This is a genomic window from Streptomyces sp. NPDC091371, assembly GCF_040684275.1.
In the GTDB taxonomy this organism is placed as follows: Bacteria; Actinomycetota; Actinomycetes; order Streptomycetales; family Streptomycetaceae; genus Streptomyces.
The window spans coordinates 911-27,452 of sequence record NZ_JBFBFP010000058.1 but is presented as its reverse complement, the minus strand read 5'-3'; the positions used below and the strand labels follow the sequence as shown (position 1 = coordinate 27,452).

Sequence of the window (26,542 nt, the reverse complement as noted above, 5' to 3'; positions counted from 1 at the left end):
ATTGAACGGGGCACTTCCATACATACCCGCCCACAAGAACGCGCAACGGGATGCACCACGGATGACGTGGTGAACCCAGTTTATTGAAGGACTGGCGCGTGTCTAGCCTTGCAAACAAATAATCTTAGTCGGATCCACTGCGGATTTCGCAGGCTGCGGGGTCGTCCCCCAGCAATCTGTCGGCCGCGGACCGGTGCAGCCGCGCGGCCGCCGGGTCGCCCAGCCGGTCCAGCGTGTCGGCCAGCCGGACCTGCAGCGCGGCCTGAAGCCGCTGGTCCCCGGCGCGGCGTGCCAGCTCCACCGCCTCGCGGCAGGTGTGCAGCGATTCCTCCGGCCGTCCGGCGTACTCCTGGACCCGCGCCATCTCGCTCAACGCCTTTGCCTGGCCCGGGACATCGGCCAGCTTCCGGTACCCGGCCGCGGCCGCCCGCCAGCTGCGCAGCGCATCCCCGTAGCGGCCCGCGTACGTGTGCACGTTCCCGAGCCGCCCGTACAGCCTGGCCTCGTCCGCCCGCTCCCCCCGCGCGAGGGCCTGGGACAGGGCCCGGCCGAACCAGTCGGAGGCCCGGTGCCAGTCCCCCAGCTCCTGATGGGCACCGCCTACGGATTCCATCGCGCGGCCGCTCGCGTACGGGTCATTTGCCGCCCTCCCGGCGTCCAGCGCGGCCCGGTAGCGCTCCAGTGCCTCCTGCGTCCGGCCGGTCTCGGCGTCCAGATCGGCCAGGTTCAGCAGCGCGGCGGCCTGCTCCCGGTGCAGGCTGCGGCGCTCTGCCACGTTCAGCACCAGGCGGTGCAGCCCGTACAGCTCGGGGGCCGCCTCGGCGGTCCCGCGGTGCTCCGCGAGGGCCCGTACGAGGCCCGCGACCAGCCGCCGGGCCAGCGTGTCCAGCTCCCCGTCGGCCACGGCCAGGGAGGCGGCGGCGGACAGCGCGGGCAGCCGGGTGTCCAGCCAGGTGGCGGCGGCCCGCCGGTCGGGGAAGCGCAGGGCGCGCGGCAGCCCGTCCAGCACCTCCCGCACGGTTTCCTCGTCCTCATCGGCCATCGCCTGGCAGGAGTGCAGCAGCCGTACGGTCCGCTCCAGCATCCGGGCCCGGGCCAGCTGCACCTCCGCCGGGCGCTCCTTGGCCTCCAGCAGGGCCTGGAGCAGCGGCGCGAGGCAGCCGGGCAGGAAGAACAGTCCGTCGTGGCCGTGCCGTACGAGGCCCAGCGCGGCGAAGTCGTCCAGCGTCGACTGGGCCGCTGCCACGGAGCAGCCGGCGAGGGCGGAGGCCGTGTGCGAGTCGATGATCCCGGCGGGGGCCAGCGGCAGCAGCCGCAGGGTCCGCTGGGCGGGCTGCGGCAGGGTCTCGTAGACGAGCCGGAAGCAGCGGGCGAGCGGCCCGCCGGCGGCTGCGGCGGCGGCCGGCATGTCGTGGAGCTGCTTGGCCACGTCGGCGACGGAGGCCTTGGGGTGGGCGGCGAGCCAGCCGCCGACGAGCACGAGCGCGGCGGGCTGTCCCCCGCACTCCTCGGCGAGGCTTTCGGCGGCGCGGGGGTCGGCGGTCACGCGGGTGTCGCCGATGCGGTGGACGAGCATCCGCACGGCGGAGGGGGTGTCGAGCCCGCCGAGGGTGCAGGGGCGTACGTCCGGGATGCCGGTGAGCGGCCCCTCGGCGGTGACGACGACGAGGCACTCGGGGGTGTCCGGGAGCAGGGCGTCGACCTGGTGCGGGTCGGCGGCGTCGTCGACCAGGATGATCGCGCGCCGGCCGTCGAGCGCGGTGCGCAGGGTTGAGCTGAGCTCGTCCTCCCCGGCTCCGGGGGGCGTGCGGTGGCCCAGCGCCTCCAGCAGCCCGCGTACGGCCCGCTCGGTGGCCACGGTCTCCCCGCCGGGGGCGGTGAGCCGGGTTCGCAGGACCCCGTCGGGGTACTCCTCGGCGACCTCCCGCACGAACGCCTCGGCGAGGGCGGTCCTGCCGGATCCGGGGCGCCCGGCGACGAGCAGCACCCGGGCGCGGGGCGCCTTTGCCTTGCGGCCGGAGAGGGTGTCGAGCCCGGTCCGTGCGATGTCCTCGCGCAGCTCCTTGAGCTCACGCCGCCGCCCGACGAAATCCGTCACGGATCCGCTCCTCTCCTGCCCCTGCCCTTCGGGGATCCCGAGCGTAGTTCACGCAGAGCGACGACCCGTGTGGAGCGCGGCGGACATATCCCCTGATCGGATCAGCCGATGGTCCGCTTTTCCCTGACGCCGGCCGTCTGCGGGCTGTTGCCGCTGCGCGGAGCGGTCCCCTACCCGCCCTTCCACCGTTCCCTGGGGCTCCGCCCCAGACCCCGCGCCTCAAACGCCGGCGAGGCTGGGGGTTCCAGCCCCTCCGGCGTTTGAGGAGCGGGGTACGGGGCAGAGCCCCGGGTCATTGAGCCGCACCGGACCGGCGGCGGGGGCTACGCCTCGTACGGGCGGGCCGGCCAGGGGGCGTCGGCCGGGCGGAGGGCGGCCAGACCTCCCTCGGAGGCCAGCGCCGCGGAAAGGGCCAGTACGCCCGTGACCAGGCCCGGGTTGCCCAGCTCGCCCGCCAGGACGCCCCGGACCAGGTCGGCCAGGGGGACCCAGGTCACCTCCATGTCGGCTTCCTCCGACCCGGTCTCCGCGTACCGCTCGCCCTCCGCCTCCGAGACGCCCCGCGCAAGGAAGATCCGGATGGCCTCGTCGGAGCCTCCGGGGGAGGCGTAGAAGTCCGCGAGCACCCGCCAGTCCTCCGCCTTCACGTGGGCTTCCTCGGCGAGCTCCCGCCGCGCCCCGAGCAGCGGGTTCTCCCCCGGCACGTCGAGCAGCCCGGCCGGCAGCTCCCACAGCCGCCGCCGCACCGGGTGCCGGTACTGGCTCAGGACGAGGACCCGGCCGGCCTCGTCGAGGGCCAGCACGCCGACCGATCCCGGGTGCACCTGGTAGTCGCGGCGGGCCACCGATCCGTCCGGCATCCGCACCTCGTCGGAGTCCACGGCCGTCTTGGCTCCCTGGAACGGCCGCCGGGTCGACAGCATCTCCCAGGATTCCGACGTGTCCTTGATGACGATGCCCATGCCGAATGCCCTCCACAACGCGCGACAGCCGGGGTACGGATCTTCCGTACCCCGGCTGTCTACGTTATGCGGTCAGTGCGTCACTTCGCGGACTGCTGCCGCTCCACGGCCGCCTTGACCAGGCCCGCGAACAGCGGGTGCGGGCGGGTCGGGCGCGAGCGCAGCTCCGGGTGGGCCTGGGTGGCCACCAGGTAGGGGTGCACCTCGCGGGGGTACTCGACGTACTCGACGAGCTTGTTGTCCGGGGAGGTGCCGGAGAAGACGATGCCCGCCTTCTTCTCCAGCTCGCCGCGGTAGGCGTTGTTCACCTCGTAGCGGTGGCGGTGGCGCTCGTCCACGTACGCCTGGTCGCCGTAGACCTCGCGCACGATGGAGCCCTCGGCGAGCTTCGCCGGGTACATGCCCAGGCGCATGGTGCCGCCCAGGTCGCCCGCGCCCTCGACGAAGGCGAGCTGCTCCTCCATCGTCGAGATGACCGGGTTGGCGGTGGAGGCGTCGAACTCGGTGGAGTTGGCGTCCTCGATGCCGGCCAGGTTGCGCGCGGCCTCGATGACCACGCACTGCAGGCCCAGGCACAGGCCGAGCAGCGGGATCTTGTGCTCGCGGGCGTAGGTGATCGCGCCGACCTTGCCGTTGACACCGCGGTCGCCGAAGCCGCCGGGCACGCAGATCGCGTCCACGTCGCCGAGCACCTCGGCGGCGCCCGCCGGGGTGCGGCAGTCGTCGGAGGTGACCCACTTGATCTGGACGCGGGCCTTGTTGGCGAAACCGCCGGCGCGCAGCGCCTCGGTCACCGACAGGTAGGCGTCGGGCAGGTCGATGTACTTGCCGACGAGCGCGACCTTGACCTCGTGGTCGGGGTTGTGGACCCGGTCGAGGAGGTCCTCCCACACCGTCCAGTCGACGTCGCGGAACGGCAGGTCGAGCTTGCGCACGACGTACGCGTCCAGGCCCTCGGTGTGCAGCACCTTCGGGATGTCGTAGATCGACTTGGCATCGATCGCCGCGACCACGGCGGCCTCGTCCACGTCGCACATCAGCGAGATCTTGCGCTTGATGGAGGTGGGGACGTCGCGGTCGGCGCGCAGCACGATCGCGTCGGGCTGGATGCCGATGTTGCGCAGGGCCGCGACCGAGTGCTGGGTCGGCTTGGTCTTCAGCTCGCCCGAGGGACCGATGTAGGGCAGCAGCGAGATGTGCACGACGAAGACGTTGTCGCGGCCGACCTCGTGGCGGACCTGGCGGACGGTCTCCAGGAACGGCAGCGACTCGATGTCGCCGACGGTGCCGCCGACCTCGGTGATGACGACGTCGACGTCCTCGGTCGCCATGCGGCGGATGCGGTGCTTGATCTCGTTGGTGATGTGCGGGATGACCTGCACGGTGTCACCGAGGTACTCGCCGCGGCGCTCCTTGGCGATGACCGTGTTGTAGACCTGGCCGGTGGTGACGTTGGCCGAGCCGTCGAGGTCCACGTCGAGGAAGCGCTCGTAGTGGCCGATGTCCAGGTCGGTCTCGGCGCCGTCGTTGGTGACGAACACCTCGCCGTGCTGGAACGGGTTCATCGTGCCCGGGTCGACGTTCAGGTACGGGTCGAGCTTCTGCATCGTGACCCGAAGGCCCCGCGCCTTCAGCAGCGCACCCAGGCTGGAGGCCGTCAGGCCCTTGCCGAGGGACGAAGCGACACCCCCGGTGACGAAGATGTGCTTGGTCGTCAGAGATTTGGGCGGCATCGCCAAGAGGGGGCTCCCGTGGTCGCGAAGTGAGGTGCGTCCGGCACCGGCCACCGTCGATCCGGAAGGGTCTCAGGGGGCGCCGAAGCTGCGGTTTCGGGGCTCCTGATTCGCACAGGCAGACCACCGGTCCACGGGGTACCAGCCTATCAGCGCCTCGGCCGGTCCGCCTCCGGCCACGCGCCGCGGACCCGCCGGGGAAGGTGGCCGGCGACGTATCCGCAGCTCACCCGTTTGGCGCAGTGGCATTCTTCCGCCGCTTAAGGAGATCACTAGGGTGCCGTCATATCCTGCTCGGATATCGCACACATCGCCGCCGAGCAGTCCGTCAGACGGCCTAACCGAGCCGCTATGCGGAATCATGGGCTCAACGCGGGGATCCCTGCACACAGGAGACCGCGCAACCGCGCATTGCAAGCGCCCTTCGGGGCGGACGTGGCCGTTCGACTGGAGATGCACGTGTCCGGGCGCATCGAGGATTACGCACTGATCGGGGACATGCAGACCGCGGCGCTGGTCTGCCGGGACGGGGCAGTCGATTGGCTGTGCCTGCCACGTTTCGACTCCCACGCCGTGTTCGCGAGCATTCTCGGCACCGAGGATCACGGTTTCTGGCGGATCGGCCCGGCCTTCCAGGCCGGCACCGAGGCCCCACGGGCCGCGCGCCGGCGCTACCGCGGCGACTCGCTGGTCCTGGAGTCGGAGTGGGACACGCCGCGCGGCACGGTCCGGGTGATCGACTTCATGCCGCCCCGCGAGACCCACGCGCCCCAGCTGATCCGGATCGTCGAGGGGGTCACCGGGCGGGTCCCGATGCGCTCCGCGCTGCGCATGCGCTTCAGCTACGGGCGGGTCGTGCCCTGGGTGCACAAGGTCGACGGGCGTACCGTCGCCGTCGCCGGGCCCGACTCGGTCTGGCTGGACACCGAGGCCCAGACGTACGGCAAGGACCTGACCACCTACTCCGACTTCACCGTGCGGCCCGGCGAGCGGATCGCCTTCAGCATCAGCTGGCAGCCCTCGCACAAGGACGCGCCGGAGGCCCCCGACGCCGAGGCGGCCCTGGAGTCGACCGCCGAGTTCTGGCGCGAGTGGGTCGACCAGTGCACGTACCACGGGCCCTACCGGGAGGCGGTGGTCCGCTCCCTGATCACCCTCAAGGCGCTCACGTACGGCCCCACGGGCGGCATCGTGGCCGCGCCGACCACCTCCCTGCCGGAGGAGATCGGCGGGGTCCGCAACTGGGACTACCGCTACACCTGGCTGCGGGACGCGGCCATCACCCTCTCCTCGCTGCTGCGCACCGGCTACCGCGAGGAGGCCCGCGCCTGGCGCGAGTGGCTGCTGCGCGCGGTCGCCGGGGACCCGGAGAACCTCCAGATCATGTACGGGATCGCGGGCGAGCGGGAGCTCGGCGAGACCGAGCTGGACTGGCTGCCCGGTTACGAGGACTCCCGCCCGGTCCGCGTCGGCAACGGCGCCGCCGGGCAGCTCCAGCTGGACGTGTACGGCGAGGTCACCGAGGCCCTGCACCTGGGCCACATGACCGGCCTGGCCCGCAGCGACTACGCCTCGCTGCTCCAGCTGAAGCTGATCCGCTACCTGGAGACCCACTGGGACCAGCCGGACGAGGGCATCTGGGAAGTGCGCGGCCCGCGCCGCCACTTCGTGCACTCGAAGGTGATGGCCTGGGTGGCCGTGGACCGCACGATCAAGCTGATCGAGAGCGGGGACGCGGACGGCCCGCTGGAGCGGTGGCGCGAGATGCGCGACGAGATCCACCAGGACGTGTGCGAGAAGGGCTTCGACAAGGAGCGCAACACCTTCACCCAGTCGTACGGGTCGAAGGAGCTGGACGCCTCGCTTCTGCTGATCCCGCAGATGGGCTTCCTGCCGCCGGACGACAAGCGGGTCATCGGGACCATCGAGGCGATCCAGCGCGAGCTGTCGACGCCCGACGGTTTCATCCTGCGCTACCCGACGGCGGGCGAGGAGGCGGGCGTGGACGGCCTGGAGGGCGACGAGGGAGCCTTCCTCGCGTGCTCGTTCTGGATGGCCGACGACCTGGCGATGATCGGACGGGTGGACGAGGCCCGGCACCTCTTCGAGAAGCTGCTGGCGCTCCGCAACGACCTGGGTCTGCTGGCGGAGGAGTGGGACCCGCGCCTCCAGCGGCAGGTCGGGAACTTCCCGCAGGCCTTCAGCCACGTTCCGCTGATCGACACGGCGCTGCGGCTCACGGCGAGCGGGGCGTACGGAGGTTAGCGGCACGCCCGGGGCGCGGAGTTTCTCGCCGCGCCGGGGTGATCGCCCCCGCCTACCCTGGAAGGGTCCTATGCCCTCCCTCCGTGGAAGGGGGCAGCCATGGCTCCCCTCTCGAAGGCGGGCGCGGCGCTGACCGCGCTCCGCGAGGATCTGTCCGGTGAGGTGTTCGCTCCGGACGATCCGGGGTACGACGAGGCCCGCACGGTCTTCAACGCGATGATCGACCGCAGGCCCGCCGTCATCGCCCAGTGCGACAGCTCGGCCGACGTGGTGACGGCCGTGCGGTTCGCCCGGGAGCTGGACCTGAAGATCGCGGTGCGCGGCGGCGGCCACAGCGTGGCCGGCATGTCGCTGAACGACGGCGGCCTGGTCGTGGACCTGCGCCGGATGCACGAGGTGACGGTCCATCCGGCGGCGCGGGCGGCGTACATCGGCGGCGGGGCCACGATGAGCCACCTGGACCGGGCCTGTGAGCCGTTCGGGCTGGCCACCACCGGCGGCCGGGCGTCCACCACCGGGGTCGGCGGTTTCGTCCTGGGCGGGGGCAGCGGCTGGCTCGACCGGAAGTTCGGGCTGGCGGTGGACAACCTGCTGGGCGCGGAGCTGGTCACCGCCGAGGGCGAGCTGGTGCACGCGACGGCGGAGGACCACCCGGAGCTGTTCTGGGGACTGCACGGCGGTGGCGGGAACTTCGGCATCGCGACCTCGCTGACCCTGCGGCTGCACGAACTGCCGGTGATGTCGATCGCGTTCCTGCTGTACCTGCCGGAGCGCGGGCCCGAGGTGGTCCGTACGTACCGGGACGTCATCGAGGCCGGCCCGCCCGAGGCCGCCGGCGGCGCCATCTACATGACCGGCCCGCCCGAGGAGTTCGTGCCGCCGCACCTGGTGGGGCTGCTGGTGTGCGGCGCGCTGGTGACGTACGCGGGTCCCGAGGAGGAGCTGCGCAGGCTGGTCGCGCCGCTGCTGGCGATCCCGCACGAGGCGGAGATGGTGACGGCCCTCCCCTACGCCGAGCTGCAGTGCATGCTCGACGACCCGCCGGACATGCGGAACTACTGGTCGGCGGAGTACCTCACGGGGGTGCCCGACGCGTTCGTGGACGTGTTCTGCGCCCGGGCCGATTCGATGCCGGTGCCGACGGGCACCCAGCACGTGGTGTGGCCTCAGGGCGGCGCGGTCGCCTCCGGCCCCGCCGACTATCCGGTGCCGTTCCGCGACGCGCCCTGGGCGGTGCACCCGTTCGGGATCTGGGAGGACGAGGCCGACGACGAGCGGTGCCGGCAGTGGGTCAAGGACGTCCGCGCCGATGTCCGGCCGTGGAGCACCGGCGCGGTCTACCTGAACTTCACGGGCGACGAGGGCCCGGACCGGGTGGTCTCGGGCCTCGGCGAGAAGAACATGGCGCGGCTGGCGGCGCTGAAGCGGCAGTACGACCCGGACAACGTCTTCCGCTTCAACCACAACATCCAGCCGGCCTGACACCCGTCAGCTGAGGGCGGTGATCACCTCCCGCGCCGCCCGCTCTCCCTCGGTGGCGCCGCCTTCCATGAAGCCCTGGAAGTCGTAGCTGCAGTGCTCGCCGCCGATGTGGACGTTGCCCTGCGCGGTGCCCTCGTACTTGGCGTAGCGGTGCAGGTAGCCGGTGGGCCAGTACGAGTAGGCGCCGAGCGAGTAGGGGTTGCGGTGCCAGGCGGAGAGCTGGGCCTTGCCGGTCCACACGGCCTTGGTGCCCGGGTAGAAGGCGTCGATGCCGGTCAGCATGCGGCCGGCGAGGTCGCGCACGTACGGGTCGGCCTCGGTGGCGAAGGGGCTGCCGGGGGTGAGCGCCCCGGCGAGGGAGCCGCCGCCGTACTGGAGCAGGATGCCGCCGGTGCCGGGCTGGACCTTGGTGGTGTCCCAGGTCTGCTGGACGTCGGAGTCGGTGAAGCAGTCGCCCGCGGAGACGCCGGGCCAGGGGCCGGTGCCGCGCCACGGGCGGGCGGTGAACTGCATGTTGAGCTTGGTGCAGTAGCCCATCCGGGCGTCGCGCAGCAGGTTCCGCATGAGCGGGTCGAAGCCGGCCTGCGAGGTGTCGATGCGCTGGAGGATCGGCAGCGGGAGGCACAGGATGGTGTGGTCGGCGACGGCGGTGCGGGTGGCGCCGGCGTCGTTGAAGGTGAGGGTCTGGGTGCCGTCGGCGTTGGCGCGTACGGCGACCAGCTCGCGGCCCATCACGATCGTTCCGGCGGGCAGGGCGGCGGCGATGGCGTTCGGCAGCCGGTCGTTGCCGCCGGTGATGTGGTAGCGCTCGTTGGACAGGCCCCAGACGTTGAAGTTGCCCGGGTTGGGCTGGTAGCCCATCAGCAGGACCAGGGCGAGCGCGGACTGCGCTTGCGTGTCGGCGCCGTACTCGACGTTGTAGGCCACGTCGATGAAGCGGCCGAGCTGGGAACCGTGGCCGCCCGGGACCCGGGTCTCGATCCACTCGTACAGGGTCATGTTGTCGAGGGCGGTGCCGGTGGGGGTGGTGTTGTTCCAGGAGACCTCCCCGGCCTCCGAGAGGTCCCGGCGCAGGGCCTGGTAGACGGCCTTGAAGTCCTCGTCGGCCTGGGTGCGGGAGTAGTACTCCCCGTTGAACCAGAGCACCTCCTCCGCCCCGTTGGGGCCGCCGCCGAGGAAGTCCTCGGTGGGCAGGTTGAAGCGGCGGCAGAGCTCCAGGATCTTCTTGTGGCTGGTGTCGATCAGCTCGCCGCCGATCTCGGAGGTCTGCCCGTACGCCCAGTGGCCGCGCTGGGTCCACATGCGGCCGCCGACCCGGCTCGGGTTGGCCTCGTAGAGGGTGCAGTTGACGCCCGCGTCCTTGAGGGTGAGGGCCGCGGTCAGGCCGGAGATGCCGGCGCCGACCACGGCGACGCGGGCGGGGGCGACGGGCTTCTTGTCGGGGGTGGTCTCGGTGGCGTACGCGGCCCCGGCGGCGGAGCCGGCGAGGGCGGTGCCGAGGCCGAGGGCGGCGGCCCGGCCGAGCAGTTCGCGGCGGGTGGATCCGCGGACCTCGGCGGCGGGCATGCCCAGGCGCTGGGCGGCGGCGTGCTCGGCGGCGAGCCGCCGCAGGGCGTGCATGAGGGGGGTACGGGCCATGGCGGTGGCTCCTCAGAGGTTCGCGGTGGGGGTGTCGGTCGACGTCGGCGCGGGCACCGCGGAGAGCCCGGGCCGGCCGTCGTCGGCGCGTTCGGCGGCGTCCTCCAGGACGATCCGGCCGATGATCTCGTAGCGGGCGGGGGCCTTCGCCTTGAGCCAGAAGCCGAGGCCGAGGCCGCCGAGGAAGACGGCGCCGACGATCCACGGGATCAGCTTGAAGAAGACGGATCCGGCCGCGCTGCCGGCCGCGGTCTCCATGTTGAGGACCAGCAGGACCACGACGGCGGTCATGCCGATGCCGCCGAGGAGCGGGGCGGTGAAGGTCTTGAACCAGTGCCGGTCCTCGGGGTGGTTCTTGCGGAAGTAGCCGATGACGGCGAAGGAGCACAGCGTCTGGACGATCAGGATCGCCATCGTGCCGAGGATCGCGAGCAGCGTGTAGAGGTGCAGGTACGGGTCCTGCCCGGTGAGCCAGAAGCCGACGACGAGCGCGGTGGCGATGGCGGTCTGCACGACCGAGGCGATGTACGGGGAACCGTGCTTGGCGTGGGTGTGGCCCAGCTTCGGCGACAGGAAGCCCTCGCGGCCGATGGCGTACAGGTAGCGGGCGGCGCACTGGTGGAAGGCCATGCCGCAGGCGAAGGAGCCGGTGAGCAGCAGCCACTGGAAGGCGTCGACGGCCCAGGCGCCGATGAACGTCTGGGTGGGGGCGAAGAAGAGGTCGAGGGGGCTGGTGGAGGCGGACAGTTCGACGGACTTGGCCAGGCCGTTGCCCGCGATGGTCATCCAGGAGACGTAGATGTAGAAGAGGCCGACGCCGACGACGGAGATGAGGGTGGCCTTGGGGATGACCCGCTTGGGGTCGCGGGACTCCTCGCCGTACATGGCGGTGGACTCGAAGCCGACCCAGGACCAGAAGGCGAAGAAGAGGCCGAGGCCCGCGGAGGTGCCGGTGAAGGCGTTCTTCGGGTTGACCGGCTCGAGCGGGATGCCGTCCGGGCCGCCGCCCGCGATCAGGACTGCGGTGGCCACCGCGAACAGCACGGCGATCTCGGCGACGAGCATCACGCCGAGCGCCTTGGCGGTCAGGTTGATGTCGAAGTGGGCGAGGGCCGCCGTGATGGCCAGCATGCCGGCCGCGTAGACGATCCAGGGCAGGTCGATGCCCAACTGGTCGTGGACGGTGGTCTTCGTGAAGTAGGAGAACACGCCGACGATCGAGGCCTCGAAGACGATGTACGCGAGGACGGCGAGCATGCCCGAGGCCATGCCGGCGATCCGGCCGAGGCCGTGCGAGATGTATCCGTAGAAGGCTCCGGCGGCGGTGATCCGCTTGGCCATGGCCACGTAACCGACCGCGAAAACGGTCAGCACGACGGTGGCGAAGAGGTAACCGGCCGGGGCGCCCGTGCCGTTGCCGAAGCCGACGGCGATGGGCAGGTTGCCCGTCATCGCCGTGATCGGGGCGGCGGTGGCGACGGCCATGAAGACGACGCCGACCAGCCCGACCGAGTTGGCCTTGAGTCGCTGCACCTGCGGGGCCGCGGGTGTCTCTGATGACCCGCTGGTCGTGCCTATGCTCATGGCGTCCTCTTCCTGTGAATGGGTGGCCGCCACTCTCTCCCCGCGTGACGCAGACCACAATCGGCATGTGGTCCGATAATCTCCTTGCGGGGAAGACGAGTTGTCGGTCCGGATGGGGCAGAGCGCGGCATTTGTAACCCGTAGGTGATGTCGTGGGAACAACCAGGCCGGTACCGTCCCGCCATATGGACGACCAGGGCGGGATCACAGTTCAGCGGGCACTTGAGCTGCCGGGGCTGCGCAGCGGACTGCCGGAGGTGGTGGCCTGCGCCGACCGCCTCGGGCGCACCGTCCGCTGGGTGCACGCGGGCGAGGTGCCGAACATCGCCTCCCTGCTCAAGGGCGGCGAGCTGCTCCTGACCACGGGCCTCGGCCTCGGCACCCGGCCCGCCGAACAGCGCGCCTTCGTACGCCGTCTCGCGGACCGGGGCATCGCCGCGCTCGTGGTCGAGCTGGGCCCGCGCTTCACCCGGCTCCCGGCGACCCTCGTGGAAACGGCCCGCGCGGCCGGCCTCCCGCTCGTCCAGCTCCACCGGGAAGTCCCCTTCGTAGCGGTGACGGAGGAGATCCACACCGAGATCGTCAACCACCACTACGCCCTGCTCCAGCGCGCCGAGGAGGTCCACCGGCGATGTACCGAGGCCCTGTTGGGCGGCGGGGGCATCCCGCAGGTCCTGCGGATCCTGGCCGGATTCACGGGCAACCCGGTCTTCCTGGAAACCCCCGACGGGCAGCTGCTGTACGCCGCCGGCAGCTCGGCGGCGGACGCGGGCGCGGACCCGCTCCAGGTGTGGGAGGGGCTACGGGGCCAGCGCGAGGCCGAGCCGTCGGGGAACACGGTGGTGATCGACGTACCGGGCGGGGGCCACGGCACCGGCTCGGTCCGGGCCCGGGTGGTCCTGGTCGGGGTCACGACCCCGCTGCAGCCCGTGCACCGGATGGCCGCGGAACGCACGGCGGGCGTCCTGGCCGTGGTCCTCATGCAGGCACGGCAGGAGGAGGAACTGGCGGCGCGCGGCCGGGGCGACTTCCTGACGGACCTCGCGGAAGGCCGCATCAGCGCCGATGACGCCCCGTCACAGGCGCGCGTGCTCGGCTTCAAACCGGGCGCCGGGCCGCTGCTCCCGGTCGTCATGCGGCTGGGCTCGGACCTCGGCCCGTCCGGCAACTGGGCGGTACTGGCCCGCGCGGTGCTGGAGGAGCTGGCCTCGGTCGGGGTCCCGGTGCTGCTGGGCGTCCGCCCGGTGGAGGGCCGGGTGCCCCTCCTCGTCTCCCTGCGTTCCGAATCGGAGCGCACGGCGGTGGCCGACCGGGTCGCGGCCGCGCTGCGGGCGGGCGTGGAGCGGGCCGGGCTGGAGCGCGCGGTCGCCCCGCCGGCCGTGGTCGTCGGCGTCGCGGGCGGCTGGGCGGCCGCCTCCGCGGGGCTGCGGCACGCGGCGGAGACCGCGACGGCGGCCCATGGCCTGCCGGCCCGGCCCTGGTACGACGCCCGCCGCCTGGACATCGACCTCCTGCTGTGGCGGCTGCGCGAGCACCCCGACCTGGCGGCCTTCGTGGACCGCGCGATCGGCTCGCTGCGCGTCCACGACGCGTCCTCGCGCCCTCCCCTCCTCCCCACCCTGGAGACGTACCTGGCCCACGCGGGCCGCAAGGCGGAGACGGCCCGCGAGCTCCACCTGAACCGGCAGACGCTGTACAACCGGCTGGCCCGCATCTCGGAGCTCCTGGGCACGGACCTGGACGACCCCGAGACGGTCCTCTCCCTCAGCCTGGCCCTCCGCGCCCGCCGGCACGTGCCTTCTCCTTCTTGACGCGCTCCGTCCGTCGTCCGGCCGCCGTCTGCGGGCCGCCGCTGCGCGGAGCCGTCCCCTACCCGCCCTTCCACCGTTCCCTGGGGCTCCGCCCCAGACCCCGGTCCTCAAACGCCGGACGGGCTGGATGGTGCTCCTGCGGGCAACCCAGCCGCGCCAGGCGGACTACGGCAGCGAAATCCAGCCCCTCCGGCGTTTGAGGAGCGGGGTCCGGGGCAGCGCCCCGGCGGCGGCGCCGCAGGCGGCTACCGTCGGGCCCGCTCCATCAGCTCGTCGTACACCGACAGGACCTGCGCCACCGTGTCGTCCTCCGACGGCCACGTCCCGGCCTGCGCCAGCCCCGCCGCGGCCACCGCCGCCCGCCGGCCGGGATCCGCCAGCAGCCCGGACACGGCCTCGGCCAGCGCCCCCGCGTCCCCGGAGGGGACCAGTACCGCCCCGTCCCCCACCAGCTCCGGCACTCCCCCCACCGACGTGGCCACCAGCGCCACCCCGGCCCGCAGCGCCTCCTGCGCCAGCAGGGCCCGCGCCTCCCACCGGCTCGGCAGCACCGCCACGTCCGCGGCCGCCAGCAGCCGCGCGGCGTCCCGGCGCCGCCCCAGCAGCCGCACCGGCAGGGCCTCCGCCTCGATCCGCCGGGCGAGTTCGGCCCGTAGCGGCCCCTCCCCCGCGATGACCAGCAGCGGCGCCGGGTCCAGCCAGCGCCACTCCCGCGCCGCGTCCAGCAGTACGGAGTACCCCCGGTGCGGCACCAGGCTCCCGACCGCGATGAGCAACGGCCGCTCCACCGCGCCGAGTTCCGCCCGCGCCTTGCCCGGTTCGGCCACGGCGGAGCCGGCCGGCACGACGACCGGCGACAGCCTCGCGTCCCGCGCCCCCCGCAGCCTGGCGAGGTCGACCTGGTCGGAGGAGGCCCCCAGCACCACCGCCGCGGCACGGGCCACCTGCCGTTCCAGCAGCCGGCTCAGCCGCCCGAGCCCCCCGTCGGCCACCGGGCCGTCCCCGTGCCAGCTCACCACCAGCGGCACCCGCCGCCCCCGCAGGGCCAGCAGCGCCCGCGCCCCGGCCCGTACGCCGTGCGCGTGCACCACGTCCGCGCCCGCGCACGCGGCCCGCAGCACGCTCACCGCGTCGGGCGCGAACTGCGCGCCCGCGCCCGTGAAGTCGTACTCCCCCTCCGCGCGCACGGGCGCGCACACCGTGACCCGGACCCCGCGCGCGGCGAGCCCCGTCGTGAGGGAGCGCACGTGCGCGCAACTGCCCGTGCCGGCGGCGCCGCCGAGCACCTGCACGGTGCGCAGCGGCGGCCGCCCGTAGGGCTGTGCCGGGAGGGAGGCGGAAACCGGGGAGCTGCTCACGGGCCGAAGCTCCAGGGTGAGGGGAGTCAGAGACGTCGCCCAGGATGCCAGTCCGCACGCGCGTTCCGGGACCATACGGGTGCGGATCCCGTGAGAGATACCGCCGGACACCGCGAAGGCTCACCCACACGGGCTAGCGCGCCGTCACCCCGGCGCCCCTCCGGACACGGCGAAGGGCCCGGAGCGCGTACGCTCCGGGCCCTTCACGAGTACCGCTCACCCGTCGGCGCGCGCCGCCGCCAGGAGTTCCTCCGCGTGCGCCCGAGCCGACACCGAGTCCTCGTGGCCGGCCAGCATCCGCGACAGCTCCCGGATCCGGTCCTCGCCCTCCAGCACGGTGACACCGCTCCTGGTCACGGACCCGTCGTTGGTCTTCTCGACCAGCAGCTGCCGGTCCGCGAAGGCGGCCACCTGCGGCAGGTGCGTGACGACGACGACCTGGGCGGACTTGGCCAGCTTCGCGAGGCGCCGGCCGACCTCGACCGCCGCCTTGCCGCCGACTCCCGCGTCGACCTCGTCGAAGAGGTACGTCGGCACCGGGTCGGAGCCCGCGAAGACGACCTCCACGGCCAGCATCACGCGGGACAGCTCACCGCCCGAGGCGCCCTTGGCGATCGGCCTCGGCTGGGCGCCGGGGTGCGGGGCGAGCAGCAGCTCGACCTCGTCGGTGCCGGAGGGCCCGTAGGCGACCGGGCGGCCGTCGACCTCGACGCCCTCCGGGTCCTCGACCTGCCGGATGTCGATGGTCACCCGTGCGTGCGGCATCGCCAGCGAGGCCAGCTCCGCCGTCACGGCGGAGGCGAAGCGCGTGGCCGCCTCCACCCGGGCGTCCGTCAACGCCTGTGCCAGCTGCGACAGTTCGGAGCGCAGCCCGTCACGTTCGGCGGTCAGCTCCGTGATCCGCTCGTCGTCGCCGTCCAGTTCCAGCAGCCGCGTCGAGCCCTGCTCGGCCCATTCCAGTACGCCGTCCACGGTGCCCGTGGTGCCGTACTTGCGGGTCAGCTGGGTCAGCGCGGCCCGGCGCTCCTCCACCGCCGCCAGCCGCAGCGGATCGGCGTCCAGGTCGTCGGCGTAGCCCGCCAGCTCCCCGGCGACATCGGCGAGCAGGATGCCCAGTTCTCCGATCCGCTCGGCGAGCGAGCCGAGCGCCGGGTCGTGGGAGCGTACTGATTCCAGCGCGCGGTGGGCTCCGGCGACGAGCGTGTTCGCGTCGATGCCCTCCGGGTCCTCGGGATTGCCGGCGAGCGCGGCGTGCGCTAGCTGCGCCGCCGAGGCGAGCGATTCGGCGTGGCCGAGCCGCTCCGCCTCCGCCGCCAGCTCGGTGTCCTCGCCGGCCACCGGCTCCACGGCCCCGATCTCGTCCAGCCCGAAGCGCAGCAGGTCCGCCTCCTGGGCCCGTTCCCGGGCCCGGGTGGTGATCTCCTCCAGCTCGACGGCGACCGCGCGCATCCGCCGGTAGGCGGCCCCGTACTTCTCGAGCGGGACGGCGACGGCGTCACCGGCGTACCGGTCGAGGGCCTGCCGCTGCCGGGCGGGCCGCAGCAGCCCCTGCTGGTCGGTCTGGCCGTGGACGGCGACCAGGTCGTCGGCGAGCTCGCCGAGCAGGCCGACGGGCACGGAGCGGCCGCCGACGTGGGCGCGCGAGCGCCCCTCGGCGGACACCGTCCGGCTGATCAGCAGGGCGCCGTCGTCGAGCTCGGCCCCGGCTTCCTCGGCGCGTACGGCGGCGGGGGCGTCCGGGCGCATGACGATGCGGCCCTCGACCACCGCGGCCTTGGCGCCGATCCGTACGAGGGCCGGGTCGGCGCGACCGCCGAGCAGCAGCCCGAGGCTGGTGACGACCATCGTCTTGCCCGCGCCGGTCTCGCCGGTCACCGCGGTGAAACCGGGCGACAGCTCGACCACCGCGTCGTCGATGACCCCGAGCGACCGTATCCGCATCTCCTCAAGCACGGGACGACGATACCGAGGTTTCACCGGTGCCATGTGACGTCACCCGCCCCAAGTTCTCCGAACGGATGTGCTATTAACTACACGGCTCGGGTCCGTCAGTGCGGCGCCCCGCGCCAACCCGACACCGGCAGCGCGAACTTCGCGACGAGCCGGTCCGTGAACGACGCGTGGTGCAGCCGGGCGAGCCGCACCGGCACCGCCCCCCGCCGGACCTCCACCCGGGCCCCGGCGGGCAGCTCCAGCATCCGCCGCCCGTCGCACCACAGCACCCCGTGCGGGGTACCCGTCTGCACCTCCACCGCCAGCACCGAGTCCGGCGAGGTCACCAGCGGCTTCGCGAACAGCGCGTGCGCGCTGATCGGCACCATCAGCAGCGCCTCCACCTCCGGCCAGACCACCGGCCCGCCCGCCGAGAAGGCGTACGCCGTCGAGCCCGTCGGAGTCGCGCAGACGATCCCGTCGCAGCCGAAGCCGGACACCGGGCGCCCGTCGATCTCCAGGACCACCTCCAGCATCCGCTCCGGGGACACCTTCTGGACGGCGGCCTCGTTCAGCGCCCAGTCCCGGTGGACCACGTCGCCGTTCCTGCGCACGACCACGTCGAGGCTCATCCGCTCCTCGACCTCGTAGTCCCGGGTCACCACCCGGTCCACGACCTTGTCCAGGTCGTCGCGCTCGGCCTCGGCGAGGAACCCGACGCGCCCCAGGTTGACGCCCAGCATGGGCACCCCCGAGGCGCGCGCGAACTCGGCGCCGCGCAGCAGCGTCCCGTCCCCGCCCAGCACGATCAGCAGCTCACACCCGTCGAGCACGCCCGGGGTGGACTCCGTCACCAGCTCCACCTCGGGCGGCAGCGGCAGGTCCGCCGCCTCATGCGCGAAGACCCGCACGCCCAGCCCGCAGCGCAGCAGGCCCTTCACCACCAGCTCGGCACTGCGGATGGCCGCCGGCCGCCCGGTGTGCGCGAGCAGAAAAACAGTCCGTTCCCCCGAAGAATCTGTCACTGCGGCCCCTCCGCCACTGCACGGTCAACATCCGCCGGGTCGAGTGCCGGTGCCCCCGCCCGCAGCCACAGAAAGTACTCGACGTTGCCCGAGGGACCCGGCAGCGGACTCGCCGTGACGCCGAGCACGCCCAGCCCCAGCTTCCACGCCTGCGCCGCCACCTCGCGCACGGCCTCGGCCCGCAGCTCCGCACTGCGCACCACACCGCCGCTACCCAGCCGGTCCTTGCCGACCTCGAACTGCGGCTTGACCATCAGCACCAGGTCCGCGTCCGGCGCGCAGCAGCGCACGAGCGCCGGCAGCACCAGCCCGATGGAGATGAAGGACAGGTCGCCGACCACCAGATCGACCGGAACCCCGTCGATCAGCTCCACCGTGAGTTCACGGACGTTCGTCCGGTCCTTGACCGTGACCCGGTCGTCGCTCTGCAGCGACCAGGCGAGCTGCCCGTAGCCGACGTCGACGGCCATGACGTGGGCCACGCCCGCCCGCAGCAGCACGTCCGTGAAGCCGCCGGTCGACGCCCCGGCGTCCAGCGCCCGGCGCCCCTCCACGAGCAGCCCCTGCGGCTGGAAGGCGGCGAGCGCCCCCGCGAGCTTGTGGCCGCCGCGCGACACGTAGTCCGGGTCGCTGTCGTCTTGTCGCACCACCAGGGCCGCGCTGGTCTCCACCTGGGTGGCCGCCTTGGTCGCGGTGGTACCGCCCACGGTCACCCGGCCCGCCGCGATCAGCTGCGCGGCGTGCTCGCGCGAGCGGGCCATGCTGCGGCGTACCAGTTCGGCGTCCAGGCGGCGGCGTGCCACTCCTGCCACGTTCGGTTCAGCTCCTGTTTTCGTAAGGTCCGAGGACGGGCGGTGCGTCCAGCGCGTCCAGCGCGTCACGCAGTCCCCTGTGCACATCCTCGTACACCCCGACGTGCCCGTCCGCCGCGAGGTGGTCCGCGTCCGCCAGTCGCGCCAGGTGCGCGTCCACGCCATCGTGCCCGGTGGGCGTGCGTACGAGCCCCAGCGGTGCGGCCCGGACCTCGTCGGCTTCGTCGTCCATGCCCAGACGCTACCCCGAAGCGCCCCGCGACCACGCACGGCTCTGCGGTACCGTCGTGATCACGATGGCTACGATCGATGAGTGCCGAGCCGCACTCGACCAACTCTCAGACAACCTCGCCGGGGCGGACGGCGGCGTCCGCGGCGCGGCCGCGCTCGACCGCTCCCTGAGCTGCCACATCACGGACCTCGACCGGACCTTCACTGGCCGCCTCGACGGGGGCCGCATCCGCGTGGACGCGGTCTCCCCGGGCCCACCCGCCACGAAGGCCGAGATCCGCCTGGCCATGACCGGCGACGACCTGGTCGCCCTGGTCGCGGGCGAGCTCAAATTCGCCAAGGCCTGGACGGCGGGCCGAGTAAAACTGGAAGCCGGCTTCCGCGACCTCCTCCGCCTCAAGTCCCTGCTCTAGCCAAATCCAGCCCCGCCGGCGTTTGAGGCGCGGGGTCCGGGGCGGAGCCCCGGGAAGCGGACCCGCACCCGCTACTCGGCCCCCGCCCGGACCCGCGCACCGGCACGCGCGGCACGCGCCGCCGGCACAACGAGCGGCGTCCCCGTCTCCGGATCCGGGATCACCCGACACGGCAGCCCGAACACCCGCTCCACCAGCTCCGCGGTCACCACCTCCCCCGGCGCCCCCTCGGCCACGACCTCCCCGCCCCGCATCGCGATCAGATGCGTGGCATAACGGGCGGCGTGGTTCAAATCATGGAGCACCGCCACCAGCGTCCGCCCCTGCTCCTCGTGCAGCTCCGCGCACAGGTCCAGCACGTCGATCTGGTGCTGGATGTCCAGATACGTGGTCGGCTCGTCCAGCAGCAGCAGCGGCGTCTGCTGCGCCAGCGCCATCGCGATCCACACCCGCTGCCGCTGCCCGCCCGACAGCTGGTCCACGGCCCGGTCGGCCAGCTCCGCGACCCCCGTCGAGGCCATCGACTCGCGCACGATCCGCTCGTCCTCGGGCGACCACTGCCGCAGCAGCCCCTGGTGCGGGTACCGCCCGCGCGACACGAGGTCCGCCACCGTGATCCCGTCCGGCGCGATCGAGGACTGCGGCAGCAGCCCCAGGGTCTTGGCGACCTTCTTCGCCGGCAACGACCCGATGGCCTGCCCGTCGAGCAGCACCCGCCCCTGCGTCGGCTTCAGCATCCGCGAAAGGGCCCGCAGCAGCGTGGACTTGCCGCACGCGTTCGGCCCGACGATCACGGTGAAGGAGTTGTCGGGGATCTCCACCGACAGGTTCTCGGCGATGACCCGCTGGTCGTAGCCGAGGGTCACGTTCTCCGCGGTCAGCCGCTGCACTTGAGTACTCCTGAGGTTCATATACGTCCTGCCTTGCGCTCGGTGACGAGCAGCCAGAGCAGATAGACACCGCCGACGAGCCCGGTCACCACGCCCACCGGAAGCTGGTCGGCGCCGAACGCCCGCTGCGAGGCCCAGTCGGACACCAGCAGCAGTACCGACCCCATCAGCGCGGCGGACAGCAGGTTCGCCCCGGGCGACCGGGTCAGCCGCCGCGCCAACTGCGGTGCGGCCAGCGCCACGAAGCTGATCGGCCCCGCCGCCGCGGCCGCCGCGGTGGTCAGCAGGATCGCCCCGAGCATCAGCAGCAGCCGCGTGCGTTCCACCCGTACACCCAGGGCGTACGCGGCGTCGTCGCCCATCTCCATCATCCGCAGGGCCCGGCCCTGGGCCAGGATCACCGGGAACAGCACCGCACAGACCCCGAGCAGCGGCCACACCTGCGCCCAGTCCCGGCCGGCCAGCGAACCGGTCAGCCATACCGTGGCCCGGGTGGCCTCGAATATCTGGGCCTTGGTGATCAGGTACTGGATCACGGCGATGAGCATGGCGGAGGCGCCGATGCCGACGAGCACGAGCCGGTAGCCGTTGATGCCCCGCTTGTACGCCAGCAGGTAGACGACGACCCCGGCCAGTACGCCGCCGAGCAGCGCGCCGGCGGCCACCTCGGTGGCACCGCCCTTGAACAGGACGATGACGACGAGCGCACCGACCGCCGACCCGTAGCCGAAGCCGAGCAGGTCGGGCGAGCCCAGCGGGTTGCGGGAGACGGACTGGAAGACGGCCCCGGCCATCCCCAGGGCCGCGCCGACGAGCAGCGCCACCAGGACCCTGGGCAGCCGCAGGTCGTTGACGATGAAGTCGTTGGCGGGGCTGCCGTTGCCCATCAGCGTCTGTACGACGTCCCACGGCGCGATCTGGAAGTCGCCGGTGCCGATGAGCAGCACGGCCAGCGCGAACGCGGCCACGGCGAGCAGCACCCCGACGCCCAGCGCACGCCGTTCGACGCGCAGGGAGATCCCGCCGGGAAGGTTCAGCCTGCGTGCCTTGGCGTTCACAGCTGGGCCATCCTCTTGCGCCGGACGAGGTAGATGAAGACGGGCCCGCCGATCAGGGCGGTGACGATGCCGACCTGGAGTTCGGCGGGCCGGGTGACGACACGGCCGATGACGTCGGCGCCGAGCAGGAGCACGGGCGAGAGCACCGCCGAGTACGCGAGCACCCAGCGCATGTCGGGACCGGTGAAGGCCCGCACCAGGTGCGGGATCATCAGCCCGATGAACACGATGGGCCCGCAGGCCGCCGTCGCGGCGCCGCACAGCAGCGTGATGGCGGCCATGGCGCCGATCCGGGTCCGCGTCAGGTGGGCGCCGAGCGCCCGCGCGGTGTCGTCGCCCAGGGCCATCGCGTTGAGCGAGCGGCCCAGCGTGAGCGCGATCAGCGCGCCGGCCAGCAGGAAGGGGGCCACTTGGCGGACGGTGTCCATGTTGGCCGAGGACAGCGAACCCACCGTCCAGAAGCGCAGCTTGTCCAGCGCCTTGCTGTCCATCAGCTGCACGGCGTTGATGTAGCCGACGAGGGCCGCGCTGGCCGCCGTACCGGCGAGGGCGAGGCGTACCGGCGTGGCGCTGCGGCTGCCCCCGAGGACGTAGACGGCGACGGAGACGACGGCGGCGCCGAGGAAGGCCCACCACACGAACTCGCTCAGCGAGCTCGCCCCGAAGAAGCTGATCGCGGAGACCACGGCGGCGGCCGCGCCCGCGTTGACGCCGAGGATGCCCGGTTCGGCGAGCGGGTTGCGGGTCAGCGCCTGCATCACCGCGCCGGACAGGCCGAGGCCCAGCCCGACCATCAGCCCGAGCAGGGTGCGCGGGACCCGCAGGTCCCGCACCACCACGTCGGAGGGCGTGCCCGCGTAGCCGAACAGGCCGTGCCAGACCTCGTCGAGGGGCATCTGCTTGGCGCCCACGGCGATGCTCAGCACCGCGATCAGTGCCAGCACGGCCAGGGCCGCGAGCAGACCGGCGACGCGCGGGGCATGCCGCGGGCGGGCGACGGCGGCCTCTGCGGGCGCCGCGCTCGGTTCGGGTTCAGGGGGACTCTCGACCAACACGCAAGTTAGGTTAGCCTACCCTGCACCCGTTCCGGATCACCCGAACGGCCCCGGCTGCGGCCGCTAAAGGCCCAGCTTGGCCAGCGCCTTCGCCGCGTCCAGCGTGCAGACCCCGTCCCCGGCCGCCGTCCACGCCGCCGCGCACAGGGCCCGCAGCCCGTCGACGGGATCCCCGCCCTCCCCGCGCAGCTCCAGCTCGCCGCCGTCCACCGCGACCGCGGTCCAGCCCCCGCAGCGGAAGCCCTCCCCGGCCGGCTCCACCGCCGGCTGCCCGGTCAGCAGCCCCCGGAGGTCCCGGTCCACGTACGTCGGCCGGTGCCGGGGCTCGGCCCGCACCAGCTGCGCCGCGTCCGTCACCCCGGTCAGCACCAGCAGCGAGTCCACCTCCCCGTTGAAGGCGCCCTCGATGTCGGTGTCCAGCCGGTCCCCGACCACCAGCGGCCGCTCCGCCCCGGTCCGCAGCACCGTCTCCCGGTGCATCGGGGGCAGCGGCTTGCCCGCCACCTGCGGCTCCGCGCCCGTGGCGATCCGCACGACCTCCACCGCGGCCCCGTTGCCCGGCGCGATCCCCCGCGCCCCCGGGATCGTCAGGTCGGTGTTGGACGCGTACCACGGCACCCCGCGGTTGATCGCGTACGAGGCCTCCGCGAACCTCCCCCACGCCAGGTCGGGCCCCCCGTACCCCTGGACGACCGCCGCCAGCCCTTCCTCGTCCGCGGACTCCACCGGCACCAGCCCGCGCTCGCGCAGCGCGACCCGCAGCCCTTCCCCGCCGATCACCAGCACCTTCGACCCCGGCCCCACCTGCTCCGCGATCAGCCGGGCCACCGCCTGCGCCGAGGTGATCACCTCGCCCGCCTCGGTCGGGATGCCCAGCTCGCCCAGGTGCTCCGCCACCGCGTCCGGGGTGCGCAGCGCGTTGTTCGTGACGTACGCCAGGTGCATCCCCTCCGCCCGGGCGACGGCGAGGGACTCCACGGCGTGCGCGATGGCCTCCCCGCCCGCGTACACCACGCCGTCGAGGTCCAGCAGGGCGGTGTCGTACGCCTGGTGCAGTCTCCGCTCACTCGCCGCGGGACTGGTCCTGCTCTGCCGGGTCATCCGTCCGCTCCTCATCCGATCGATCTTGTCCGATTCCGCACTCCCCCGATCATCCCGCATGGCGAGACGCGACTTACCATGCACTAATGACCTCATCTGGCACCGAGGACCACGGCCTGCGCCTGATCCCCTTCCACGGCCTGCGCTACGTCCCGGAGCGGGTCGGCAGCCTCGCCGCCGTCACCTCGCCGCCCTACGACGTGGTCGTGCGCCCCGACGGAGTCGACCACCTCGAATCCGCCGACCCGCACAACATCGTCCGCCTGATCCTTCCGCAGGCCGGCACCCCGGCCGCGCGCAACGAACAGGCGGCGCGCACCCTGCACCACTGGCTCGCCGAAGGCATCCTCAGCGCCGACCCCGAGCCCGCGCTGTACGTGTACGAGCAGCGCAGGGCCGGTCTGCTCCAGCGCGGAATCATCGGCGCCCTCGCCCTGTCCACCGCCGAGGAGGGCATCGTCCTCCCCCACGAGGACGTCATGCCGGACGTGGTCACCGACCGCGCCGGCCTGATGCGGGCCACGGCGGCCAACCTCGAACCCCTCCTCCTCACCTACCGCGGCGACGACCCCGCCGCGGGCGCGGCAGCCGTAGTGGAGCGGGCGGCAACGCGCGCCCCCCTCCTCTCCACCACCACCGAGGACGGCTTCCAGCACCGCCTGTGGGCCATCACGGATCCGGCCGAACTGGCCACCGTGACGGCCGACCTCAGCCACCGCCAGGCCCTCATCGCCGACGGCCACCACCGCTGGGCCACGTACCTGCGCCTCCAGGAGGAGCACGGCTCCCCCACCGCGTGGGACTTCGGCCTCGTCCTGCTGGTGGACACCGCCCGCTACCCCCTCCAGGTCCGCGCCATCCACCGGATGCTGCGCCGCCTGCCGCTCGCGGACGCCCTGGCGGCACTCACCGGCCGCTTCCGGGTCCGCCGGGTCGACGGCCCCCTCCCCCTCGCCCTGGAGGCCCTCGCGGACGCCGCGGAGCGCGGCAACGCCTTCCTCCTCACCGGCGACGGCGCCTTCCACCTCGTCACCGACCCCGACCTGGCCCTCCTCGAACGCACGGTCCGCCACGACCGCCCCGAGGCCTGGCGCCGGCTGGACGCGACGGTCCTGCACGCGACCCTGCTCGACGCCCTGTGGCACGTCCCGGACACCCCGGACCAGATCGCGTACATCCACGACGCCGCGGCCACCGTGGAGCAGGCGGAGCGCCACGGGGGCACCGCCGTCCTCCTGCACCCGGTACGAGAGGAAGTCGTCCGGGACCTGGCCCGCCAGGGAGTCACCATGCCCCGCAAGTCCACTTCCTTCGGCCCGAAACCGGCCACGGGCCTGGTCCTGCGCGGCCTGGGCTGAACGCAGAAGGGCGGTACCCCGACCGGGGTACCGCCCTTCTTCACTTCACCCTGCGTCAGCCCCTGTCGGAACCTTCGGCATCGGCATCGACGTCGGCGTCGGCCGCGGACTGCTCCAGCGGCTCGTACTCCTCGTCGTCCTCGTCGTAGTACTCGGTGACGTCGGAAGCGCGCTCGGCCGCGGCGACCTCCGCCGCGTCCTCGTCCTCGTCGTCCTCGTCGTCGCTGTCGTCCAGGTCGGCGTCGTCGGCCAGGTCGACCGCGGCATCGACGAACTCGACGCCGTCGAGCTCGGCAAGGCGGTCGGAGGCGTCGGTCGCCCCGTCCTTGTCGGCCTCGAGCGTCTTCGCGAACCACTCGCGCGCCTCGTCCTCACGACCGGCCGCCAGCAGGGCGTCGGCGTAGGCGTACCGCAGGCGCGCGGTCCAGGGCTGGACGGTGTTGGAGGCCAGCTCCGGGCTCTGCAGGGTCACGATGGCGGCGTCGAGCTGCCCCTGGTCCCGCCGGGCACCGGCGGCGACCAGCCGCATCTCGACCTGGCCGGCCTTGTCCAGCTTCTGCACCTCGGGCTCACCGGCCATGGCCAGCGCCCGCTCCGGACGGCCGAGGCCGCGCTCGCAGTCGGCCATCACGGGCCACAGCTCGACCGAGCCGGTCATCCGCTTGGCGGCACGGAACTCGGCCAGCGCCTCGCTGTACTTCTGCGTCGCGTAGGCGGCGAAGCCGGCGGCCTCGCGGACGGCGGCGACACGGGAGGCCAGACGCAGGGCGATGCGCGAGTACGCGTACGCCTGCTCGGGGTCCTCGTCGATCAGCCGCGCGACCATGACCAGGTTCTTGGAGACCTCTTCGGCCAGCCCCTTGGGCAGGCTCAGCAGCTCCTGACGCACGTCGGCGTCGATCTCGAGGCCGGTGACGTCCTCGTCGATCGGGAGCCGCTTGACCGGGTCCCGGTCGCGGTCACGGTAGTCACGGTCGCCGCCGCGGTCATCGCGACCACGGTAGCCACCGCGATCGTCACGGCCACCACGGAACCCACCACGGTCACCCCCGCGGTCGTCACGACGCGGGTACGACGGACGGTCCCCACCACGGTCGTCACGACCACCGCGGAACCCACCACGGTCGTCATCACGGCGGGGGTACGAGGGACGCCCACCACGGTCGTCATCGCGACGCGGGTAGGAGGGACGCTCGCCCCGGTCGTCACGACGCGGGTACGACGGACGGTCCCCACCACGGTCGTCACGACCGCCGCGGAACCCACCACGCTCGTCATCACGACGCGGGTACGAGGGACGCCCACCACGCTCGTCATCGCGACGCGGGTAGGACGGACGCTCGCCCCGGTCGTCACGACGGAACGAGGGACGGTCGCCACCCCGGTCGTCCCGACGCGGGAAGGACGGACGGTCCCCACCACGGTCATCACGACCACCGCGGAACCCACCACGGTCGTCATCACGGCGGGGGTACGAGGGACGCCCACCACGGTCGTCATCGCGACGCGGGTAGGAGGGACGCTCGCCCCGGTCGTCACGACGCGGGTACGACGGACGGTCCCCACCACGGTCGTCACGACCACCGCGGAACCCACCACGCTCGTCATCACGACGCGGGTACGAGGGACGCCCACCACGCTCGTCATCGCGACGCGGGTAGGAGGGACGCTCGCCCCGGTCGTCACGACGCGGGTACGACGGACGGTCCCCACCACGGTCGTCACGACCACCGCGG

20 protein-coding genes and 1 pseudogene are annotated in these 26,542 nt (G+C 72.9%); 5 read left to right on the top strand and 16 right to left on the bottom strand.

Annotated elements, in window-relative coordinates:
* Window positions 1-124: 124 nt before the first annotated feature.
* The 3 genes from AB0O21_RS36190 to AB0O21_RS36180 all read right to left on the bottom strand — a co-directional run bounded on the left by AB0O21_RS36190 (window position 125) and on the right by AB0O21_RS36180 (window position 4,793).
* A complete protein-coding gene (locus AB0O21_RS36190; protein WP_365178806.1) occupies window positions 125-2,098 on the bottom strand; it encodes a tetratricopeptide repeat protein in 1,974 nt (657 codons plus the stop codon).
* A 323-nt stretch (window positions 2,099-2,421) separates the two neighbouring features.
* Window positions 2,422-3,060: an NUDIX hydrolase gene (locus tag AB0O21_RS36185; RefSeq protein ID WP_365178803.1), complete on the bottom strand. Its 639-nt coding sequence runs from the start codon at window positions 3,058-3,060 to the stop codon at window positions 2,422-2,424.
* Window positions 3,061-3,140: 80 nt separating this feature from the next.
* Window positions 3,141-4,793: a CTP synthase gene (locus tag AB0O21_RS36180; RefSeq protein WP_365178800.1), complete on the bottom strand. Its 1,653-nt coding sequence runs from the start codon at window positions 4,791-4,793 to the stop codon at window positions 3,141-3,143.
* A 453-nt stretch (window positions 4,794-5,246) separates the two neighbouring features.
* Between AB0O21_RS36180 and AB0O21_RS36175 the strand changes: the two genes are divergently transcribed.
* Together AB0O21_RS36175 and AB0O21_RS36170 are read left to right on the top strand one after the other, a co-directional pair.
* The gene (locus tag AB0O21_RS36175) at window positions 5,247-7,058 is read left to right on the top strand and encodes a glycoside hydrolase family 15 protein (protein WP_365178857.1); all 1,812 of its coding nucleotides are present in this window, start codon (window positions 5,247-5,249) and stop codon (window positions 7,056-7,058) included.
* A 99-nt stretch (window positions 7,059-7,157) separates the two neighbouring features.
* The gene (locus tag AB0O21_RS36170; protein ID WP_365178798.1) at window positions 7,158-8,540 is read left to right on the top strand and encodes an FAD-binding oxidoreductase; all 1,383 of its coding nucleotides are present in this window, start codon (window positions 7,158-7,160) and stop codon (window positions 8,538-8,540) included.
* A gap of 6 nt (window positions 8,541-8,546) precedes the next feature.
* Here the strand turns inward: AB0O21_RS36170 and AB0O21_RS36165 are convergent, their stop codons facing one another.
* Both AB0O21_RS36165 and AB0O21_RS36160 read right to left on the bottom strand, forming a co-directional pair.
* Entirely contained in the window at window positions 8,547-10,178 is a 1,632-nt protein-coding gene (locus AB0O21_RS36165) for an NAD(P)/FAD-dependent oxidoreductase (RefSeq protein ID WP_365178795.1), read from the bottom strand.
* Between the two features lie 12 nt (window positions 10,179-10,190).
* The gene (locus AB0O21_RS36160) at window positions 10,191-11,762 is read right to left on the bottom strand and encodes an APC family permease (RefSeq protein ID WP_365178792.1); all 1,572 of its coding nucleotides are present in this window, start codon (window positions 11,760-11,762) and stop codon (window positions 10,191-10,193) included.
* 185 nt (window positions 11,763-11,947) lie between these two features.
* Here AB0O21_RS36160 and AB0O21_RS36155 point away from each other — a divergent pair, with 185 nt between their 5' ends.
* Complete coding sequence (locus AB0O21_RS36155) at window positions 11,948-13,573, top strand: PucR family transcriptional regulator (protein ID WP_365178789.1); 1,626 nt, start codon at window positions 11,948-11,950, stop codon at window positions 13,571-13,573.
* Window positions 13,574-13,818: 245 nt separating this feature from the next.
* Here AB0O21_RS36155 and AB0O21_RS36150 read toward each other — a convergent pair whose 3' ends face one another.
* From AB0O21_RS36150 to AB0O21_RS36130, 5 genes are all read right to left on the bottom strand, one after another.
* The gene (locus AB0O21_RS36150; RefSeq protein ID WP_365178786.1) at window positions 13,819-14,931 is read right to left on the bottom strand and encodes a glycosyltransferase family 4 protein; all 1,113 of its coding nucleotides are present in this window, start codon (window positions 14,929-14,931) and stop codon (window positions 13,819-13,821) included.
* A 216-nt stretch (window positions 14,932-15,147) separates the two neighbouring features.
* Window positions 15,148-16,872, bottom strand: a complete 1,725-nt coding sequence (gene recN, locus AB0O21_RS36145) for a DNA repair protein RecN (RefSeq protein WP_365178854.1) — start codon at window positions 16,870-16,872, stop codon at window positions 15,148-15,150.
* Window positions 16,873-16,979: 107 nt separating this feature from the next.
* Window positions 16,980-17,888 (bottom strand): NAD kinase, encoded by a 909-nt coding sequence (locus AB0O21_RS36140; protein ID WP_365178784.1) that lies wholly within the window; start codon window positions 17,886-17,888, stop codon window positions 16,980-16,982.
* Window positions 17,885-18,700 carry a TlyA family RNA methyltransferase gene (locus tag AB0O21_RS36135; protein WP_365178781.1) on the bottom strand — a complete coding sequence of 272 codons (816 nt, stop codon included), beginning with the start codon at window positions 18,698-18,700 and terminating at the stop codon, window positions 17,885-17,887. The genes AB0O21_RS36140 and AB0O21_RS36135 overlap by 4 nt, the downstream gene beginning before the upstream one ends.
* Before the next feature lie 7 nt (window positions 18,701-18,707).
* Window positions 18,708-18,932 carry a hypothetical protein gene (locus tag AB0O21_RS36130; RefSeq protein ID WP_365178778.1) on the bottom strand — a complete coding sequence of 75 codons (225 nt, stop codon included), beginning with the start codon at window positions 18,930-18,932 and terminating at the stop codon, window positions 18,708-18,710.
* Between the two features lie 64 nt (window positions 18,933-18,996).
* Between AB0O21_RS36130 and AB0O21_RS36125 the strand changes: the two genes are divergently transcribed.
* On the top strand, window positions 18,997-19,344 hold the full coding sequence (locus AB0O21_RS36125) for an SCP2 sterol-binding domain-containing protein (protein ID WP_365178775.1): 348 nt from the start codon (window positions 18,997-18,999) through the stop codon (window positions 19,342-19,344).
* A gap of 71 nt (window positions 19,345-19,415) precedes the next feature.
* On the opposite strand, the gene AB0O21_RS36120 is transcribed toward AB0O21_RS36125, so the two are convergent.
* The 4 genes from AB0O21_RS36120 to AB0O21_RS36105 form a co-directional block, all read right to left on the bottom strand.
* On the bottom strand, window positions 19,416-20,234 hold the full coding sequence (locus AB0O21_RS36120; protein WP_365178772.1) for an ABC transporter ATP-binding protein: 819 nt from the start codon (window positions 20,232-20,234) through the stop codon (window positions 19,416-19,418).
* A 17-nt stretch (window positions 20,235-20,251) separates the two neighbouring features.
* A complete protein-coding gene (locus AB0O21_RS36115; protein ID WP_365178769.1) occupies window positions 20,252-21,292 on the bottom strand; it encodes an iron chelate uptake ABC transporter family permease subunit in 1,041 nt (346 codons plus the stop codon).
* Window positions 21,289-22,347 carry an iron chelate uptake ABC transporter family permease subunit gene (locus AB0O21_RS36110; protein WP_365178767.1) on the bottom strand — a complete coding sequence of 353 codons (1,059 nt, stop codon included), beginning with the start codon at window positions 22,345-22,347 and terminating at the stop codon, window positions 21,289-21,291. The genes AB0O21_RS36115 and AB0O21_RS36110 overlap by 4 nt, the downstream gene beginning before the upstream one ends.
* 63 nt (window positions 22,348-22,410) lie before the next feature.
* Complete coding sequence (locus tag AB0O21_RS36105) at window positions 22,411-23,448, bottom strand: HAD-IIA family hydrolase (RefSeq protein ID WP_365178764.1); 1,038 nt, start codon at window positions 23,446-23,448, stop codon at window positions 22,411-22,413.
* 86 nt (window positions 23,449-23,534) lie between these two features.
* On the opposite strand from AB0O21_RS36105, the gene AB0O21_RS36100 reads away from it, so the two are divergent.
* Window positions 23,535-24,806, top strand: a complete 1,272-nt coding sequence (locus AB0O21_RS36100; protein ID WP_365178762.1) for a DUF1015 domain-containing protein — start codon at window positions 23,535-23,537, stop codon at window positions 24,804-24,806.
* A 55-nt stretch (window positions 24,807-24,861) separates the two neighbouring features.
* Here the strand turns inward: AB0O21_RS36100 and AB0O21_RS36095 are convergent, their stop codons facing one another.
* The gene (locus AB0O21_RS36095; protein WP_365178852.1) at window positions 24,862-25,695 is read right to left on the bottom strand and encodes a tetratricopeptide repeat protein; all 834 of its coding nucleotides are present in this window, start codon (window positions 25,693-25,695) and stop codon (window positions 24,862-24,864) included.
* 156 nt (window positions 25,696-25,851) lie between these two features.
* Window positions 25,852-26,542 (bottom strand): annotated as a pseudogene (locus AB0O21_RS36090) (hypothetical protein); the annotation flags it as partial.